The sequence below is a fragment of the Acidovorax sp. ST3 genome, assembly GCF_003231145.1.
Lineage (GTDB): Bacteria > Pseudomonadota > Gammaproteobacteria > Burkholderiales > Burkholderiaceae_C > Acidovorax.
Genome location: NZ_QKVP01000002.1, coordinates 102,553 through 120,058, shown reverse-complemented (window position 1 = coordinate 120,058; position 17,506 = coordinate 102,553). Strand labels below are relative to the sequence as shown.

12 protein-coding genes are annotated in these 17,506 nt (G+C 66.8%); 9 read left to right on the top strand and 3 right to left on the bottom strand.

Translation table 11 applies throughout. The annotated features are described in order from the left end of the window. Positions 1–77: 77 nt before the first annotated feature. The 4 genes from DNK89_RS05450 to DNK89_RS05435 all read left to right on the top strand — a co-directional run bounded on the left by DNK89_RS05450 (position 78) and on the right by DNK89_RS05435 (position 7,413). The gene (locus tag DNK89_RS05450; RefSeq protein ID WP_110959276.1) at positions 78–2,060 is read left to right on the top strand and encodes a DNA topoisomerase IV subunit B; all 1,983 of its coding nucleotides are present in this window, start codon (positions 78–80) and stop codon (positions 2,058–2,060) included. Between the two features lie 33 nt (positions 2,061–2,093). Next, on the top strand, positions 2,094–2,948 hold the full coding sequence (locus tag DNK89_RS05445) for a lytic transglycosylase domain-containing protein (protein ID WP_110959275.1): 855 nt from the start codon (positions 2,094–2,096) through the stop codon (positions 2,946–2,948). 10 nt (positions 2,949–2,958) lie between these two features. Beyond that, complete coding sequence (gene parC / locus DNK89_RS05440) at positions 2,959–5,316, top strand: DNA topoisomerase IV subunit A (RefSeq protein WP_110959274.1); 2,358 nt, start codon at positions 2,959–2,961, stop codon at positions 5,314–5,316. A 294-nt stretch (positions 5,317–5,610) separates the two neighbouring features. After that, positions 5,611–7,413, top strand: coding sequence for a methyl-accepting chemotaxis protein (locus tag DNK89_RS05435; protein ID WP_110959273.1), 1,803 nt, complete (start codon positions 5,611–5,613; stop codon positions 7,411–7,413). 152 nt (positions 7,414–7,565) lie between these two features. On the opposite strand, the gene DNK89_RS05430 is transcribed toward DNK89_RS05435, so the two are convergent. Further along, positions 7,566–8,024 (bottom strand): RidA family protein, encoded by a 459-nt coding sequence (locus DNK89_RS05430; protein WP_110959272.1) that lies wholly within the window; start codon positions 8,022–8,024, stop codon positions 7,566–7,568. 136 nt (positions 8,025–8,160) lie between these two features. On the opposite strand from DNK89_RS05430, the gene DNK89_RS05425 reads away from it, so the two are divergent. From DNK89_RS05425 to DNK89_RS05415, 3 genes are all read left to right on the top strand, one after another. Beyond that, on the top strand, positions 8,161–10,728 hold the full coding sequence (locus tag DNK89_RS05425; protein ID WP_110959271.1) for a DNA internalization-related competence protein ComEC/Rec2: 2,568 nt from the start codon (positions 8,161–8,163) through the stop codon (positions 10,726–10,728). Positions 10,729–10,813: 85 nt separating this feature from the next. Next, complete coding sequence (locus DNK89_RS05420) at positions 10,814–12,328, top strand: circularly permuted type 2 ATP-grasp protein (protein WP_110959270.1); 1,515 nt, start codon at positions 10,814–10,816, stop codon at positions 12,326–12,328. A gap of 1 nt (position 12,329) precedes the next feature. After that, complete coding sequence (locus DNK89_RS05415) at positions 12,330–13,289, top strand: alpha-E domain-containing protein (RefSeq protein ID WP_110959269.1); 960 nt, start codon at positions 12,330–12,332, stop codon at positions 13,287–13,289. Between the two features lie 34 nt (positions 13,290–13,323). On the opposite strand, the gene DNK89_RS05410 is transcribed toward DNK89_RS05415, so the two are convergent. Together DNK89_RS05410 and DNK89_RS05405 are read right to left on the bottom strand one after the other, a co-directional pair. Continuing rightward, positions 13,324–13,605, bottom strand: coding sequence for a VF530 family DNA-binding protein (locus DNK89_RS05410; protein WP_110959809.1), 282 nt, complete (start codon positions 13,603–13,605; stop codon positions 13,324–13,326). 159 nt (positions 13,606–13,764) lie between these two features. Then, positions 13,765–14,682, bottom strand: coding sequence for a LysR family transcriptional regulator (locus DNK89_RS05405; protein ID WP_110959268.1), 918 nt, complete (start codon positions 14,680–14,682; stop codon positions 13,765–13,767). Between the two features lie 192 nt (positions 14,683–14,874). On the opposite strand from DNK89_RS05405, the gene DNK89_RS05400 reads away from it, so the two are divergent. Together DNK89_RS05400 and DNK89_RS05395 are read left to right on the top strand one after the other, a co-directional pair. Continuing rightward, on the top strand, positions 14,875–15,756 hold the full coding sequence (locus DNK89_RS05400) for an alpha/beta hydrolase (RefSeq protein ID WP_203422207.1): 882 nt from the start codon (positions 14,875–14,877) through the stop codon (positions 15,754–15,756). 471 nt (positions 15,757–16,227) lie between these two features. Further along, entirely contained in the window at positions 16,228–17,490 is a 1,263-nt protein-coding gene (locus DNK89_RS05395) for an efflux RND transporter periplasmic adaptor subunit (RefSeq protein ID WP_110959267.1), read from the top strand. The last annotated feature ends 16 nt before the right edge of the window (positions 17,491–17,506 follow it).

Sequence of the window (17,506 nt, the reverse complement as noted above, 5' to 3'; positions counted from 1 at the left end):
ACAGTTGCCGTCAGGGTCGCGGGAAGACTGTCTTTTTATCCAGCCCCAGGGCGGTGGCCGCACTACAATCCGCCGCTATGTCTGCCAAACCGTCTTCTGCTTCCGCCAGCGAATATTCCGAAGGTTCGATCCGCGTGCTCAAGGGCCTGGAGCCCGTCAAGCAGCGCCCGGGCATGTACACCCGCACCGACAACCCCTTGCACATCATCCAGGAGGTGCTGGACAACGCCGCCGACGAGGCCCTGGCCGGCCACGGCAAGAAGATCCGCGTCACCCTGCACGCCGACGGCTCGGTCAGTGTGGAAGACGACGGCCGGGGCATCCCCTTCGGCATGCACCCGGAAGAAAACGCGCCGGTGATCGAGCTGGTCTTCACCCGCCTGCACGCGGGCGGCAAGTTCGACAAGGGCAAAGGCGGGGCTTACAGCTTCTCGGGCGGCCTGCATGGCGTGGGCGTGTCGGTCACCAACGCCCTGGCTACCCGGCTGGAGGCCACCAGCTATCGCGAGGGCAAGGTGGCGCGGCTGGTGTTTGCGGCTGGTGATGTGATCGAGCCCCTGGTGGCCCGGCCGCTGGAGGCGGGCGAGCGCAAGCAGGGCACCTCGGTGCGCGTGTGGCCCGACGCCAAGTATTTCGAATCCAGCGCCCTGCCCATGGGCGAGCTGACCCACCTGCTGCGCAGCAAGGCCGTGCTCATGCCCGGCGTAACGGTGCAGCTGGTCAACGAGAAAACCCGCGACACGCAAACGTGGCAGTACAAAGGCGGCCTGCGCGACTACCTGATGCAGACGCTGAACGGCGATCCGGTGATCCCGCTGTTCGAGGGCGAGGGTTTTGCCGACCGCAACAACGAAAGTTTTGCCGAAGGCGAGGGCGCCGCCTGGGCCGTGGCCTTCACCGAAGACGGTCAGCCCATGCGCGAGAGCTACGTCAACCTGATTCCCACCAGCGCGGGCGGCACGCACGAAAGCGGCCTGCGCGACGGCCTGTTCAACGCCGTCAAGAGCTTCATCGAACTGCACAGTCTGTTGCCCAAGGGCGTGAAGCTGCTGCCCGAGGACGTGTTTGCGCGCGCCAGCTACGTGCTGTCGGCCAAGGTGCTGGACCCGCAGTTCCAGGGCCAGATCAAGGAGCGCCTGAATTCGCGCGACGCGGTGCGCCTGGTCAGCGGTTTTGTGCGTCCGGCGCTGGAGCTGTGGCTCAACCAGCACGTCGAATACGGCAAGAAGCTCGCTGAGCTGGCCATCAAGGCCGCGCAGACGCGCCAGAAGGCGGGCCAGAAGGTTGAAAAGCGCAAGGGCTCGGGCGTGGCCGTGCTGCCCGGCAAGCTCACCGACTGCGAAAGCCGTGACACCGCGCACAACGAAGTGTTCCTGGTCGAGGGCGATTCGGCCGGCGGCAGTGCCAAGATGGGCCGCGACAAGGAAAGCCAGGCCATCTTGCCGCTGCGCGGCAAGGTGCTCAACACCTGGGAGGTGGAGCGCGACCGCCTGTTTGCCAACAACGAAATCCACGACATCTCGGTAGCCATTGGCGTGGACCCGCACGGCCCCAACGACACCCCCGACCTGAGCGGCCTGCGCTATGGCAAGGTCTGCATCCTGTCCGACGCGGACGTGGACGGCTCGCACATCCAGGTGCTGCTGCTCACGCTGTTCTTCCGCCACTTTCCCAAGCTCATCGAGGCGGGCCACATCTATGTGGCGCGCCCGCCGCTGTTCCGTGTGGACGTGCCCGCGCGTGGCAAGAAGCCTGCGGCCAAGATGTACGCGCTGGACGATGGCGAGTTGGCCGCCATCCTGGAAAAGGCCGAAAAGGACGGCGTGCCGCGCGAGAAGTGCCAGATCAGCCGCTTCAAGGGCCTGGGCGAGATGAACGCCGAGCAGCTGTGGGAAACCACGCTCAACCCCGACACCCGCCGTCTGCTGCCCGTGCAGCTGGGCGACATGGACTTTGCCGCCACCGAGGGGCTGATTACCAAGCTCATGGGCAAGGGCGAAGCCGCCGCGCGCCGCGAGCTGATGGAGCTGCATGGCGATGCGGTCGAGGTCGATATCTGAAGAGCAGCGTCATACGCGCCCGAGCCGCCTGCCATGACCTCATTTCGCCAAATCGGCCGCTTGCGCTGGTATGTGTTGGGTTGTTTGCTCTGCTTTTTGCAACAAACGGCCCGTGCAGACCTGTGGGCGCATGTGGACGAGCGTGGCGTGACGCACTTTGCGGCGGAGCAGGTCGATGCGCGCTACCAGCTGTTTTTTCGTGGCAACGACTTTGACTCGACCCGGGATACGCCCGTCAATGCCTCGCCCATGCCCTACGCGCTGCCTGCAGCGGGCGCGCGCCTGCTGGCGTTTTTCGACATTGCGCCCGACTACAAGCGCGTCAAGCACCACCTGCGCGCTGCGTCCACCCAGCATGGCGTGGACTATGAGCTGCTGCAGGCAGTGATCGCCACCGAGTCCGGCTTTGACGCCGCCGCCGTATCGCCCAAGGGCGCCGTGGGCCTGATGCAGGTGATGCCCGCTACGGCCAGCCGCTTTGGCGTGAGTGCGGACAAGAAGCGCACGGTGGAGCAAAAACTGGCCGACCCTGCTGTGAACGTACCCACCGGCACCCGATACCTGCGCTACCTGCTGGACCTGTTCCCCGGCCGCATGGACCTGGCCGTGGCCGCCTACAACGCGGGCGAAGGCGCCGTGCAAAAGGCGGGCAACCAGGTGCCAGCTTTCAAGGAAACCCAGAACTACGTGCGCACCGTGCTGGGCCTGTACGCCCAGCTCAAGCCGCCAGCGCCCGTGTTGACACAGCGCGCCCTGCCGGGCCGTGTGCGCATGGAGCTGTCGGGCGGCGCGCAGAACCGGGGCAACCTGCCGCCCACCCAGGTGGCACAGACCCGCAACGCGCCGCAGACCGCGTTTGAACCCTTACCGACGATTCCGAACGAATGAGCGCTAACGAATGAGCGACCAACCCACTCTTGATTTCACCACCGCAGGCGATGACGGGGGCGACTCCCTGGGCCTGGCGGGCTACGCCCAGCGCGCCTACCTGGAATACGCGCTGTCGGTCGTCAAGGGCCGTGCGCTGCCCGATGTGTGCGACGGCCTCAAGCCCGTGCAGCGACGCATCTTGTATTCGATGGACCGCATGGGGCTGGGCTACAGCGGCCCCACGCGCAATACGGCCGCCAAGCCCGTCAAGAGCGCCCGCGTGGTGGGCGATGTGCTGGGCCGCTTCCACCCGCACGGTGACCAGTCGGCCTACGACGCACTGGTCCGCATGGCGCAGGACTTTGCGCAGCGCTACCCCCTTATCGACGGCCAAGGCAACTTCGGCAGCCGCGACGGTGATGGCGCTGCGGCCATGCGGTACACGGAAGCCCGCCTGTCGCGCATCACCAGTCTGCTGCTCGACGAAATCGACGAAGGCACGGTCGATTTCATGCCCAACTACGACGGCAGCACCGAAGAACCCCGCCAGCTGCCCGCCCGCCTGCCGTTTGCGCTGCTCAACGGCGCCAGCGGTATTGCCGTGGGCTTGGCCACCGAGATCCCCAGCCACAATCTGCGCGAGATTGCCGATGCGTGTGTGGCGCTCATCAAGACGCCATCGCTCAGCCAGGACGAGCTGCTGGCCATCGTGCCCGGCCCGGACTACCCCGGCGGCGGCCAGATCATCAGCAGCCCCGGCGACATTGCCGACGCCTACCGCACGGGCCGAGGCAGCCTGAAGGTGCGCGCACGCTGGAAGATCGAGGACATGGCGCGCGGCCAGTGGCAGCTGGTGGTCAACGAACTGCCGCCCGGCGTGAGCACCCAGCGCGTGCTGGAAGAGATCGAAGAAATCACCAACCCCAAGGTCAAGGCGGGCAAGAAGGCGCTGAGCCAGGACCAGACCCAGCTCAAGGCCAGCATGCTGGCCGTGCTGGACGTGGTGCGCGACGAGTCGAGCAAAGACGCGCCCGTGCGCCTGGTGTTTGAGCCCAAGACAGGCAAGACCCCGCAACAAGAGCTGATCACCGCGCTGCTGGCCCACACCAGCCTGGAGACCTCGGCGCCTATCAACCTCACCATGGTGGGGCTCGATGGCAAGCCGGTGCAGAAGTCGCTGCGCCAGATGCTGGAAGAGTGGATCGCCTTCCGCCAGACCACGATCACGCGGCGCACGCAGCACCGCCTGGACAAGGTGCTGGACCGCATACATATCTACGAAGGTCGGCAGATTGTGTTGCTCAATATTGACGAGGTGATTTCCATCATCCGTCACGCCGAGGAGCCCAAGGCCGCGCTGATTGCGCGCTTCAACCTCAGCGACCGGCAGGCCGAGGACATTCTCGAAATCCGCTTGCGCCAGCTCGCGCGGCTGGAAGCCATCAAGATCGAGCAGGAGCTGAAAGAACTGCGCGAAAGCCAGGGCAAGCTGGAAGACATCCTGAACAACCCCGGCTCGCTGCGCCGCACCATGGTCAAGGAGATCGAGGCCGACGCCAAGACCTTTGCCGACGCACGCCGCACGCTCATCCAGGCCGAGAAAAAGGCTGTGGCCGAAGTGAAGGTGGTGGACGAGCCCGTCACCGTGGTCGTCTCGCAAAAAGGCTGGGTGCGCGCCCGCACCGGCCACGGCCACGAGGCCGCCAGCTTTGCCTTCAAGGCGGGCGACGGGCTGTACGGCACGTTTGAATGCCGCACGGTCGATACCCTGCTGGCCTTTGGCAGCAATGGCCGCGTGTATTCGGTGGCCGTGTCGCTGCTGCCGGGCGCGCGGGGAGACGGCCAGCCGGTGACCACGCTGATTGAGCTGGAAGCCGGCACGCAGTTGCTGCACTACTTTGCGGGGCCTGCCAACGCCACGCTGCTGCTGTCCAACTCGGGCGGCTACGGCTTTCTGGCAGCGGTGGAGAACATGGTCTCGCGCCAGAAGGGCGGCAAGGCCTTCATCACCCTGGGCGAGGGCGAAACCGTGTGCGTGCCTTCGCACGCCGCAGGCGGCACAGGCAGCAAGCCGGTGGTGCCCGCCACGCATGTGGCTTGCGCCTCCACCGGCGGGCGCATCCTCACGTTCGAGATCACCGAGCTGAAAACCATGGCCAACGGCGGCCGTGGCCTGATGCTGATCGACCTGGAAGACAAGGACCAGCTCGCAGGCGCGGCCGCCTATACGCGCAGCATCCGCCTCGATGGCATCGGCCGGGGCGGCAAGCAGCGCGACGAAACGCTGGAGATCCGCAGCCTGAACAACGCCCGCGCCGCGCGCGGCCGCAAGGGCAAGGCAGCGGACCTGGGCTTCAAGCCCCAGGCGGTGACGCGGGTCGAGTAACAGCGGCTCGCACAAGGCTTCTGGCGTTCTTTGCCGCGCCCTGCGGCCATGTCCCTGCTGCAGCATTGTCTCTGGCGCAGCGCTCGGCCGCGGCCATCTCACTGCGTTTTTTCGCCGCTCCAAGCGTCGTCACGGCCGCTGGAGCGGGATGCGCGAAACGCGTTTGACGCACCCTGCGCCTTTGGCTGCGCGCCCAGTGGCGCTTGGGGATGACCCTCATGCGGCCGCTCCTGGTTTGTGCAATTGTCGGAAAGCGAGCAACATCTCGTGACAAACACACTCCAGGAGACCTCCATGCCCAAACAACTGAGGATGGCCCACAAGCTGTGGCTGGCTGTGATTCTGATCGTGGTCATGCTGGTCGCCGTGGTGGGGTTTGCGGCCTACCGTTCGGCCAAAGTGCAAGCCCAGGCCGATGCCGTGAGCAAGGAGATGGAGGCGCGGGTGCAGGCCGCCCTGCGCTGGTCGGGGTTGACCGAAACCAATGCCGCGCGCACCCAGGCGCTGATCGTGAGCAACGACCCGGCGGTGGAGGCCGAGTTCAAGGACGTCATTGCGGCCACTTCGGCCCAGATCAGCGAGGTGCAGAAGTCGCTCGAATCCATGGCCCTGTCCGACGCTGACAAGGCCCAGATGAACAAGATCGCGGCCGCCCGCAAGGCCATGATCGACCTGCGTGGCGAGGCCCGCAAGCTCAAGGGCGACGGCCAGCAAGATCAGGCCGTGACGCTGATCAATCAGAAGTACAACCCGTCCGTGGTGGCCTACCTCACGGCACTGCGCGAGTTCGTGGCCCAGCAGCAGAAGAACGCCGCAGACACGCAGGCAGCCATGGCGGCCGAGCGCATGCTCACCGTCAAGATCGCGGCGGTGGCCGTGGCCCTCCTTCTGCTCGCCATCATCGTGGGGGCGTATTACCTGATCGGCAGCATCCAGCGGCCGCTGGCGCAGGCCCATGGCCTGGCCGAGCGCATTGCAGGCGGCGACCTGAGCCAGCAAGAGTCCGTCACGCGCGGCGACGAGTTTGGCGACCTGCTGCGCTCGCTCTATGCCATGAGCAACGCCCTGGGGCGCATGGTGCACCAAGTGCGCCAGAGTACGGACAGCATTGCCATTGCCAGCGCCGAGATCGCGACCGGCAACCAGGATCTGTCGGCCCGCACCGAACAAACCTCCAGCAACCTGCAGGAAACTGCCGCCGCGATGGAGGAGTTCACCAGCACCATCCAGCAGAGTGCGGGCAGCGCCCAGCAAGCCAGCAGCCTGGCGGCGGGGGCCACTGGCGTGGCACGCCGGGGCGGCGAGGTGGTGACCCAGGTGGTGGCCACCATGGAGGACATCAACCACAGCAGCAAGAAGATCGCGGACATCATCGGTGTCATCGACGGCATTGCGTTCCAGACCAACATCCTGGCGCTGAACGCGGCCGTGGAAGCCGCGCGGGCTGGCGAGCAGGGGCGTGGCTTTGCCGTGGTGGCCAGCGAGGTGCGCAGCCTCGCGCAGCGCAGTGCCGAGGCGGCCAAGGAGATCAAGCAGCTCATCAGCGCGTCGGTCGAGAAGGTGGAGACCGGCTCGCGATTGGTGTCTGACGCGGGCACGACCATGACCGACATCGTGCAGTCGGTGCAGCGCGTGACCGACATGATCGGCGAGATCACCGCCGCATCGTCCGAGCAGAGCGCGGGGGTGTCGCAGGTCAACAAGGCGATCAGCAACCTGGATCAGATGACCCAGCAGAACGCCGCGTTGGTGGAGGAAAGCGCTGCGGCAGCGCAGAGCCTGCGCGAGCAGGCCGACCATCTGGCGCGCGAGGTGTCCATGTTCAAGGTGAACGCCGCCAGCTACGGCCCAGCCCAGGCCGCCATCGGTGCGGCGCGCGGCGCCGCCAAGGTCACCGCCAGCCTGTCTCCAGCCCGCGCAACTCCAGCGCCCGCCGCTGGCGGTACTGCAGCTTCAGCGGCCCGCATCGGCACCACCAACACTTCTGCTGCGCTGGCCAAGGCACCTACTCCCTCATGGGTCGCCAAGACGGGGAGTCAGAAAAACGCGAAGCAGGGCGCTGCGGCGGGAGCCGAGGAGGATTGGGAGTCCTTCTGACGGGTGCTGGGATCGCTCCGGCTCCGAGTCAGCGTGCACGTCGCCTTTTGCACACCATGTTGGCGGGACTTGCGGGTGGCAGGCAACTGAAAACTGGCAACAAAAAAGCCCTTGGCAGCGATGCCAAGGGCTTTTTGCTGGAGGGCTGAAGGTCAGGCCAGTTCAGCGATCAGTTCGATCTCCACGCACGCGCCCATGGGGATCTGGGCCACGCCAAAGGCGCTGCGGGCATGCACGCCCTTTTCGCCAAACACCTGGCCCAGCAGTTCGCTGGCGCCGTTGGTCACCAGGTGCTGCTCGGTGAAATCGCCGGTGGAGTTCACCAGGCTCATCACCTTGACGATGCGCTTGACCCGGTTCAGGTCGCCACCGCAGGCGGCTTGCAGCGTGCCCATCAGGTCGATGGCGACGGCGCGTGCTGCCTGCTTGCCTTCTTCGGTGCCGATGTCGCGCCCGAACTGTGCGGCCCAGGGCTTGCCGTCCTTGCGGGCGATGTGGCCGCTCAGAAACACCAGGTTGCCGGTCTGCACATAGGGCATGTAGGCGGCGGCGGGCACCGACACCGGGGGCAGGGTGATGTTGAGTTCTTTCAGCTTGTCGTAAACGCTCATGGTGGTCCTCGTTAGGAAGTGCGGGTGGATAGACGAGGGCAGCCTGGTGCGCAGGCCGCCGAGCGCGGTAAGTGTTACACAGCACCTCGCCCCCGCGCCGATGGGGCAGCCCCTGGCGGCGCATTAGCATCAGTGCATGTCCACCATAAGCGCCCCTAATGCCGCGCCGCTGTCCGCCACAGGCCAGGGGGTGGAGGGGCCGTTGCCCCCGCGTCCGTGGCTGCTGCCCGCTGTATTGCTGGGCATGGTGGCCGGGGCGGCGCTGCAACTGCAGCAGCCCGCGCTGTGGTCTGCGGCGGCCTACGGGTGGTTGTTGACGGCTGGCCTGCTGCTGGGCGGTGGTGCGGTGGCTGCCGCGCGGCGGAACCCCGGGCTGCGCCGGGCTCGCAGTGTGATCGCCATGTCGCCCTGGCTGATGTTGCTGGCGGGGGCGCTGGCCATGGTTGGTGGCACCGGCCTGCGGGCCGTGGCCTACCAGGCCCAGGCGTTGCCTGCCGCACTGGAGGGCAAGGACCTGCGCATCACCGGCGTGGTGGCTGCCATGCCGCAGGTCAACGAGGCAGGCACCCGCTGGCGCATGGCGGTGGAGGCTGCAACGCTGCATGGCTCACCCGTGGCCATGCCTCCGCAGATCGACGTGGCCTGGTATGGCGGCGCCTTTGGCGGTGGGGGCGAGGTGCTGGACCTGCAACGCCAGCCCGCGCCTGTGCGGGCTGGCGAGCGGTGGCAGATTACCGTGCGCCTGAAGGCGCCCCACGGCCTGCGCAACCCGCACGGCTTTGACTACGAACTCTGGATGTGGGAGCAGGGCGTGCAGGCCTCAGGCTATGTGCGCGCCGGTCCTAAGGATGAGCCACCGGTGCGTGTGGCCGCCACTTGGCAGTACTCGGTGGAGCAGCTGCGCCAGCGCGTGCGGGACTCCATCCTGGAGCGCCTGGTGTTTGGGCAAGATGGGTCGGGCGATGACAACGCCGACGCGGCTCGCGCGCGCACTGCAGGCGTGGTGGCGGCACTGGTCACAGGCGACCAGCGCGCCATCGACCGCGCGGACTGGGATGTGTTCCGCGCCACCGGGGTGGCCCACCTCATGAGCATTTCGGGCCTGCACATCACGCTGTTTGCCTGGCTGGCCGCGTTGGTGGTGAGGGCGCTGTGGCGGCGCTCGCCCCGGCTGAGCCTCGCGGTGCCAGCGCAGTCTGCAGCGCTGGTGTCGGGCGTGCTGCTGGCCACGGCGTACGCGCTGTTCAGCGGCTGGGGCGTGCCCGCACAGCGCACCGTGACCATGTTGGCCATCGTGGGGCTGCTGCAGCTGAGCGGGCGCCGCTGGCCCTGGCCGCAGGTGTGGCTGCTGGCCTGCGGGTCCGTGGTGTTGCTGGACCCGTGGGCATTGGCTCAGGCGGGCTTCTGGCTCAGTTTTGTGGCGGTGGGCGTGCTGTTTGCTGCTAATACGATAGCTGTTGAGGCAAGCGGTACTAGCGCTACAGGCCATTTTTATGCATTGGTGAGTGAGCAATGGGTGGTCACGCTCGCGCTCACGCCCCTGGGCTTGCTGCTGTTTGGGCAGGTGTCGTTGGTGGGTTTTGTAGCCAACCTGGTGGCCATCCCCTGGGTCACGCTGGTAGTCACGCCGCTCGCGCTGGGTGGCGTGCTGTGGGCGCCGTTGTGGAGCGCGGCAGCCCTCAGCCTGCAGCCGTTCACCGCATTGCTGCAGTGGCTGGCGCAGTGGCCCTGGGCCGCCGTGTTTTTGCCGGCAGCGCCGCTCTGGGCGGGCGTGGCGGCGGTGGCCGGGGGTGCGCTGTTGGCTATGCGCCTGCCTTTGCGCCTGCGTTTGCTGGCGCTGCCCTTGCTGCTGCCGGTGCTGTGGTGGCAGCCCGCGCGGCCCGCAGCGGGGCAATTTGATCTGCTGGCCGCCGACATTGGCCAGGGCAATGCCGTGCTCGTGCGCACGGCCGCGCACACCCTGCTGTACGACGCCGGGCCGCGTTTCAGCCGCGAGAGCGACGCAGGCCACCGCGTGCTGGTGCCGCTGCTGCGGGCGCTGGGCGAGCAGGTGGATGTGCTCATGCTCAGCCACCGCGATGCCGACCACACGGGCGGCGCAGCGGCCGTGCTGGCCCAGCAGCCCCGCGCCGAACTCACCGGCTCCATCGAAGCTGAGCACGCCCTGCAGCGCCTGCGCCCCAGCCGCCCCTGTCTGGCGGGCCAGCGCTGGGAATGGGACGGCGTGGCGTTCGAGGTGCTGCACCCTCTGCCTGGTGACGACGCCCGAGGGGCGGCCAAGCCACCGCGCCCCAATGCGCTCAGCTGCGTGCTGCGCATTTCCGCCGCAGGCACCGAGGGCGCGTCGGCCTTGCTGGTGGGCGACATTGAGGCACCGCAGGAGCAGGCCCTGCTGGCGCGTGGCGCACCGGTGCGGGCCGATGTGCTGCTGGTGCCCCACCATGGCAGCAAGACCTCGTCGTCGTCGGCTTTTCTGGAGGCCGTCCAGCCGCGCACCGCTTTGGTGCAAGCCGGGTATCGCAACCGCTTTGGCCATCCGGCGCCGGATGTGCTGCAGCGCTACCGCGCGCGCCAGATTGTGGTGGTGGAGTCGTCGCGCTGCGGGGCGGCCCGGTGGTCCTCGTCACAGCCTGGCCAGGTGGCCTGCGAACGCGACACCGGCGAGCACTACTGGCAGCACCGCATGGTGCCACGGGACGGCTGAATCGGGGCCCATGGCGCAGCGCCGCCAGGGGTGTTGTGCGGGGGCGGGCTCACAACTTGCTATCCTGACTGCAGGAGGCCCGTTCATGCAGAAATTTGACGAGATGTACGCCATGCTGCCGTTTGATGGCAGCGACGTGCGGGAACACTACAAGCGCTACGCGCAATGGTTGAGCAAACAGCCCCCTGACGTGATGCAGGCCCGCAGGGCCGAAGCCGAGATGATCTTCCGGCGCGTGGGCATCACCTTTGCCGTGTACGGCGCCAAGGACGAGGGCGGTGCGGGCAACGAGCGGTTGATTCCGTTTGACCTGATCCCCCGCATCATCCCCGCCCACGAGTGGGCCAGCATGCAGCAGGGGCTGGTGCAGCGCGTCACGGCGCTCAACCGCTTCATCCACGACGTGTACCACGGCCAGGACATCATCCGCGCCGGCATCGTGCCCGCCGACCTCATCCTGAATAACGCGCAGTACCGCCCCGAGATGGCCGGCGTGCATGTGCCGCAAGACATCTACGCACACATTGCCGGCATCGACATCGTGCGCGCCCCCGATGCCCAGGGCAACGGCGAGTACTACGTGCTCGAAGACAACCTGCGCGTACCCAGCGGCGTGAGCTACATGCTCGAAAACCGCAAGATGATGATGCGACTGTTCCCCGAGCTTTTCAGCCTGCACAAGGTGGCGCCCGTGGCGCATTACCCCGACATGCTGCTCGAAACCCTGCGCGCCAGCGCCCCGGCCACGGCCGACGAGCCCACGGTGGTGGTGCTTACGCCCGGCATGCACAACAGTGCGTACTTCGAGCACGCCTTCCTCGCGCAGCAGATGGGCGTGGAGCTGGTCGAGGGGCAGGACTTGGTCGTCAAGGACAAGTTCGTCTACATGCGCACCACGCGCGGCCTGCAGCGGGTGGACGTGATCTACCGCCGCGTGGACGACGACTTCCTCGACCCGCAGGTGTTCCGCCCCAATTCCACCCTGGGCTGCTATGGCCTCATGGAGGCCTACCGCGCGGGCAACGTGGGCATCTGCAACGCCGTGGGTACGGGCGTGGCGGACGACAAATCGGTCTACCCCTATGTGCCCGAGATGATCCGCTTCTACCTGGGCGAAGAGCCCATCCTGAAAAACGTGCCCACCTGGATGTGCCGCAAGCCGGACGACCTGCAGCATGTGCTTGCCAACCTCAAGGACCTGGTGGTGAAGGAAGTGCATGGTGCAGGCGGTTACGGCATGCTCATCGGCCCGGCCGCCACGCAGGCCGAGATCGAAGACTTCCGCCGTGCGCTGATCGCCAACCCCTCGGGCTATATCGCGCAACCCACGCTCAGCCTCTCCAGCTGCCCCACGTATGTGGAAAGCGGCATTGCCCCGCGCCACATCGACCTGCGCCCCTTCGTGCTCAGCGGCCGCGAGGTGCAGATGGTGGCAGGCGGGCTCACGCGCGTCGCGCTGGAGGAGGGATCGCTGGTGGTGAATTCGTCGCAAGGTGGTGGCACCAAGGACACCTGGGTGCTGGGCGAGGGCCGTAGCACCTCGCCCATGACACAGTCGCAGACTCTGGGCGGCATGACCCAAACGCAAGGAGGGTTCTGAGATGCTGAGCCGCACCGCCGACCATTTGTTCTGGATGTCGCGATATACAGAGCGGGCAGAGAACACCGCGCGCATGCTCAATGTGAGCTATGAAATGTCCCTGCTGCCGCAGTCCGCCGACGCAGCGCAGGCGGGCTGGGAAGGCCTGCTGTCCATCAGCGAACTGATCCCGGCCTACACCGCCAAGCACGGCGAAGTCACGCCCGCCAACGTGCTCGAATTCATGGTGCGCGACGGCAACAATCCGTCGTCCATCCTGTCGTGCCTGCGTGCTGCGCGCGAGAACGCGCGGGCCGTGCGCGGGGCGCTCACCACCGAGGTGTGGGAGACGCAGAACCAGACCTGGCTGGAGTTGCACCGGCAGCTGGAAGGCGGCGCCTTCGAGCGCGACCCGGGCCAGTTCTTTGAGTGGGTGAAGTACCGCTCGCACCTGTCGCGCGGTGTGGTGCTGGGCACCATGCTGCAGGACGAGGCGTTTCACTTTTTGCGCATGGGCACTTTCCTGGAGCGGGCGGACAACACCGCGCGTCTGCTGGATGTGAAGTTCCACGCTGTGAAGAACGACTTCTTCGGCCGCCCCAGCGACCGTAACCAGGAGAGCGACTTCTATCACTGGAGCGCCATCCTGCGCAGCGTGTCGGCGTTCGAGGTGTACCGCAAGGTCTACCGCGACGTGATCACGCCCGGCCGCGTGGCCGACCTGCTGATCCTGAGCCGCGACATGCCGCGCTCATTGCACGCGTGCCTGCGCGAGGTGGTGGACAACCTGGCCGTGCTGGCCAACGGTCAGTCTGCCGAGACCAGCCGCAGGGCAGGGCGATTGCTGGCCGACCTGCAGTACGGCCGCATCGACGAGATCCTGGCGACGGGCCTGCACGCGTTCCTCACGCAGTTCCTGGACCGGGTGAACGACCTGGGCGGCGGGATCAGCCGCGATTTTCTGGTGGCGTCCGGCGACTGAGACAGCCCAGAAAGGGGGCGGCGCGGGGGCTGGGTCAGTCCTGCGCGTTGCGCCGCTGGTCGCGCAGCATGAAGAGGTAAAGGCTTTCCACCTTTTCGCGCGCCCACGGCGTCTTGCGCAGGAACTTGAGGCTGGAACCCACGCTGGGGTCGATCTGGAAGCAGCGGATGGGAATCTGTCGCCCCAGTTCATCCCAGCCAAAGTAATCGGCCAGGCCCACGACCATAGCTTCGAGTGTCACGCCGTGCAGGGGATTGCGCGGCTGGGCGGGCTTGCTGGCTGGAGGGGCGGGTGGCGGGGTCTCGGGGGTGCTCATGGTGCCAAGCATACAGACTGAGCACGTGTCCACGATCTGAAGGTGGCCCCGTCGTGTGCCCCAGGCAGGAAACCCAGCGGTGCCACTGCAGAGCTGGCCCTGCCAGGCCACGGTTCGCGTCACCCTCAGAGGGGCGACGCAAAGCGGCTCAAAGTGAGGTCAGGCTTTGCGTTGCAGATGGTCTTCCCGCTGAAAAAGCTCGGCCGCCCAGTCTACAAAGGCGCGCACCTTGGCGCTCAGGTGGCGGTTGGGGGGGTACACCACGTATACGGGCAGCAAGGGCTGGGTCCAGTCGGGCAGCAGTTGCACCAGGGCTCCGCTGTCCAGGTAGCGCTGGGCTTGCCAGCTGGTGATCTGGCCAATGCCCAGGCCCGCCACGATGGAGGTGACGTAGGCATTGGCTTCGTTCACGCTCAGCTGGTAGGGGCCGGTGATGTCGATGGACTCATCCCCCCGGCGAAACTCCAGCGGGTAGTGCCGCCCGCTTTGGGGCGAGAAGTAGATGACGCTGGCGTGTTTCTCCTCGATCTCCAGCGGGTGCGTGGGGGTGCCCTTGCGCTCCAGGTAGTCGGGTGCGGCGACGGTGATGAACTCCAGGTTGCCGATGCGGCGCGCCACCAGCGACTGGTCGCTCAGCTCGCCCCCCCGGATCACGCAGTCCACGTTGTCGCCGATCAGGTCCACCGTGCGGTCGCTCACGCCCAGGTCCACCTGGATGTCCGGGTAGCGGGCGTGGAACTCCGCCAGGTGCGGAATGATGAGCAACTGCGCCACTGACGTGCCCACGTCGATGCGCAGCCGCCCGCGCGGGTTGGCGCGCGCGTTGGTCATGCTGGCCTCGATGTCGTCCAGGTCGGTCAGCAGACGCACGGTGCGGTCGTAGTAGGCCGCGCCGTCGGGCGTCACGGTCACGCGGCGCGTGGTGCGGTTGAGCAGCTTCACGCGCAGCCGCTCCTCCAGCGCCTGCACATGCTTGGTCACCGTGGCTTTGGGCAGGTTCAGCGAATCCGCTGCCCGGGTAAACGTGCCGGCCTCCACCACCCGCACGAATATGCGCATGGCCTGAATCTGGTCCATGGCTTCTCCTTGAGTCTTCAGCACCCAGATTGGGTGCTGAGGAATTCTCACACGGGCACCCTGGTTTGATTGTTGAGCTTTTGGAAACAGTGCGGTGGTGTTTGACCTGTTTATCAGAAAAGCCCAAGCCACTACATTTCATCCATCGTCAACCGATCCTCCACCTCATCACCTACCTACTGGGTACCTGCCATGCAGCCCGACCACCCGTCCTCGTCCTCTTTGCCCACGCAGCCCGCTGCGGCGCCTGCCAAGGCGTCTGGTGCGGCTTCGTCCGTCTGCACTGATTCCACCATTGAGGTGGCCCAGGGTCAGGACGTGGCGGTGCGCATGTACGGCCGCAAGAAGACCGGCCACACGTCGCCGGTGGTCGTGCACTTCCATGGCGGGGCCTTCATGTCGGGCGACCTGGACAACGGCTGCACCGTGGCCTCGCTGCTAGAGAGTGCCGGGGCGGTGGTGGTGTCGGTCGCGTATCCGCTCACGCCCTTTCCGCAGCCGGTGGACACGGGCTACGGGGTGCTCAAGTGGGTGCACAAGCACCGCACCAAGCTTGGCGGGCAGGGCGCTGCCGTGTACCTGGCGGGCGAAGAAGCCGGGGGCAACCTGGCGGCGGCTGTGGCGCTGATGGCACGCGACCAGTCGCACCCTCCGCTGGCCGGGCAGATTCTGCTGTCGCCCATGCTGGACCCCTGCGTGGGCACCGCGTCGCTGCGCGAGGCCACGGGCGATTCCACGGGCTGCAAGTGGACCGAGGGCTGGCGCAACTTTCTGCGCTGCCCGCGCGATGCCGAGCACCCCTATGCCGTGCCAGCCGGTGCACAGCGCCTTGCGGGGCTGCCGCCCACATTGATCCTGGTGGGCGACACCGACCCCATGCACGACGAGGCGCTGGCCTATGCGGCCCGGCTGGAGGCCGCCGGCCTGCAGGTCACCCGCCATGTGTTCTCCAAGAACCCGCAATGGCCCGATGCCCTGCTGCAGACTGGCCCGCACGAATGTCCGTGTGCGGCGGGGGCGCAAGAGCAGTTCCGGCAGTTCTTTGCCGCCACGCGAAGTCCGGTGCCGTCCTGACGACGGCCCCTGACACCTTCTCACACCCCTGACTGCTGCTGACCTCCACCCCGGTGGAGGCGGAGAAACGCGGGCTCTGCGCGAGCCCCACTCCCTTTTTGCACCTTGATTTCCGGCCTGGCGTGCCGGAGGGGAAGCGCTTGCCTGGCGTTACCCGCTCCGCACGTCCTGCGGCCCACGTTAGCCATTCAAACAACACGGAGGAAAGAACACACCATGCATGCATTCCTGACCACACCGGCCTGGGGCGACTGTCACAGCGCACCCGGCCGCACCGTCTTTTGACGATTCCCTGCAGGCCGCCCTGGTGTTTGTCGCCGGGGTATTGACCTTTCCACCGTGTCATTGCCGAGACTGCATCCCGCCCCCTTTGCATTGACCCCTGCCTAGCGCAGCCCACAGGCGCCAGCGCACGGCAGACCCATTTCACAGCGTGCTTCACAAGGGCACACCTACTGATCGAAAGTGACCATGAACTTCCCATCCTTCTCCAAGTTCTCCCAGCGCCGCCCCCTGGGTCTGGCCACCCTTGCCACGGCCTTGACGGCCACCGTGGCGGCTGCCGTTCTGGTGTTCCAGGCGCCCGTGGCGCAGGCAGATAGCGCCCCCGCCGCACCGCCCGCTATGCCGGTGTCGGTAGCCGCCGTGCTGCAAAAAGACATCGCCCTGTGGGACGAGTTCTCTGGCCGACTCGAAGCCGTGCAGCGCGTGGATGTACGCCCCCGTGTCTCGGGTGCTGTGCAGGCCGTGCACTTCCGCGAAGGCTCGCTGGTCAAGCAGGGCGACCTGCTGGTGACCGTGGACCCGGCCCCCTACGCCGCCGAGGTGGACCGCGCCGAAGCCCAGGTGGTGGCCGCGCAGGCCCGCCTGTCGTACACCCGCAGCGAGCTGGAGCGTGCCACCCGCCTGCTGGACGAAAAAGCCATTGCCCAGCGCGAGTATGACGAACGCCTGAACGCCCAGCGCGAGGCCGATGCCAACCTGCGTGCGGCCCAGGCTGCGCTGCAGACCGCCAAGCTGAACCTCTCGTACACCCAGGTGCGCGCCCCCGTGGCCGGCCGTGTGGGCCGCATCGAAGTCACCGTGGGCAACCTGGTGGCGGCCGGTGCGGGCGCCCCGGTGCTAACCACGCTGGTGTCCGTGAGCCCGATCTATGCGAGCTTCGATACCGACGAGCAGATCGTGGTGAAGGCGCTGGCAGACCTGCAAAGCGGCTCCAAAGGCCACAGCGCCCGCCAGCTCATCGAGCGCATCCCCGTGCAGATGGGCACGGGCACCGCGGGTAGCACGCCCCATGTGGGCAAATTGCAGCTCATCGACAACCAGGTCGATGCCAAGAGCGGCACCGTGCGCGTGCGCGCCGTGTTCGACAACGAAGACGGCTCGCTGATCCCCGGACAGTTCGCCCGCATCCGCATGGGCCAGGCCCGCAACACGCAGGCGCTGCTGATCAACGAGCGTGCCGTGGGCACCGACCAGAACAAGAAGTTCGTGATGGTGGTGGGCGAGGGCAACAAGGCCGAGTACCGCGAGGTCACCCTGGGCGCGCCGATTGACGGCCTGCGCGTGGTCACCTCGGGCCTCAAGGCGGGCGAAAACATCGTCGTCGCCGGCCTGCAACGCGTGCGCCCCGGTGCCGTGGTCGCACCCCAGCCTGTGCCCATGACCGCCAAGGCCGAGATTGCGGGTGATCGCAAGGAAGCCAAGAACAACAGCAAGTCGCCCGCCGCCTGAGCGTGCGAACCAGCGA

Bases quoted from the DNA above. Each gene is read 5' to 3' on its own strand.
- DNK89_RS05450 (WP_110959276.1), top strand. From the start codon at position 78: ATGTCTGCCAAACCGTCTTCTGCTTCCGCCAGCGAATATTCCGAAGGT.
- DNK89_RS05445 (WP_110959275.1), top strand. From the start codon at position 2,094: ATGACCTCATTTCGCCAAATCGGCCGCTTGCGCTGGTATGTGTTGGGT.
- parC (WP_110959274.1), top strand. From the start codon at position 2,959: ATGAGCGACCAACCCACTCTTGATTTCACCACCGCAGGCGATGACGGG.
- DNK89_RS05435 (WP_110959273.1), top strand. From the start codon at position 5,611: ATGCCCAAACAACTGAGGATGGCCCACAAGCTGTGGCTGGCTGTGATT.
- DNK89_RS05430 (WP_110959272.1), bottom strand. From the start codon at position 8,024: ATGAGCGTTTACGACAAGCTGAAAGAACTCAACATCACCCTGCCCCCG.
- DNK89_RS05425 (WP_110959271.1), top strand. From the start codon at position 8,161: ATGTCCACCATAAGCGCCCCTAATGCCGCGCCGCTGTCCGCCACAGGC.
- DNK89_RS05420 (WP_110959270.1), top strand. From the start codon at position 10,814: ATGCAGAAATTTGACGAGATGTACGCCATGCTGCCGTTTGATGGCAGC.
- DNK89_RS05415 (WP_110959269.1), top strand. From the start codon at position 12,330: ATGCTGAGCCGCACCGCCGACCATTTGTTCTGGATGTCGCGATATACA.
- DNK89_RS05410 (WP_110959809.1), bottom strand. From the start codon at position 13,605: ATGAGCACCCCCGAGACCCCGCCACCCGCCCCTCCAGCCAGCAAGCCC.
- DNK89_RS05405 (WP_110959268.1), bottom strand. From the start codon at position 14,682: ATGGACCAGATTCAGGCCATGCGCATATTCGTGCGGGTGGTGGAGGCC.
- DNK89_RS05400 (WP_203422207.1), top strand. From the start codon at position 14,875: ATGCAGCCCGACCACCCGTCCTCGTCCTCTTTGCCCACGCAGCCCGCT.
- DNK89_RS05395 (WP_110959267.1), top strand. From the start codon at position 16,228: ATGAACTTCCCATCCTTCTCCAAGTTCTCCCAGCGCCGCCCCCTGGGT.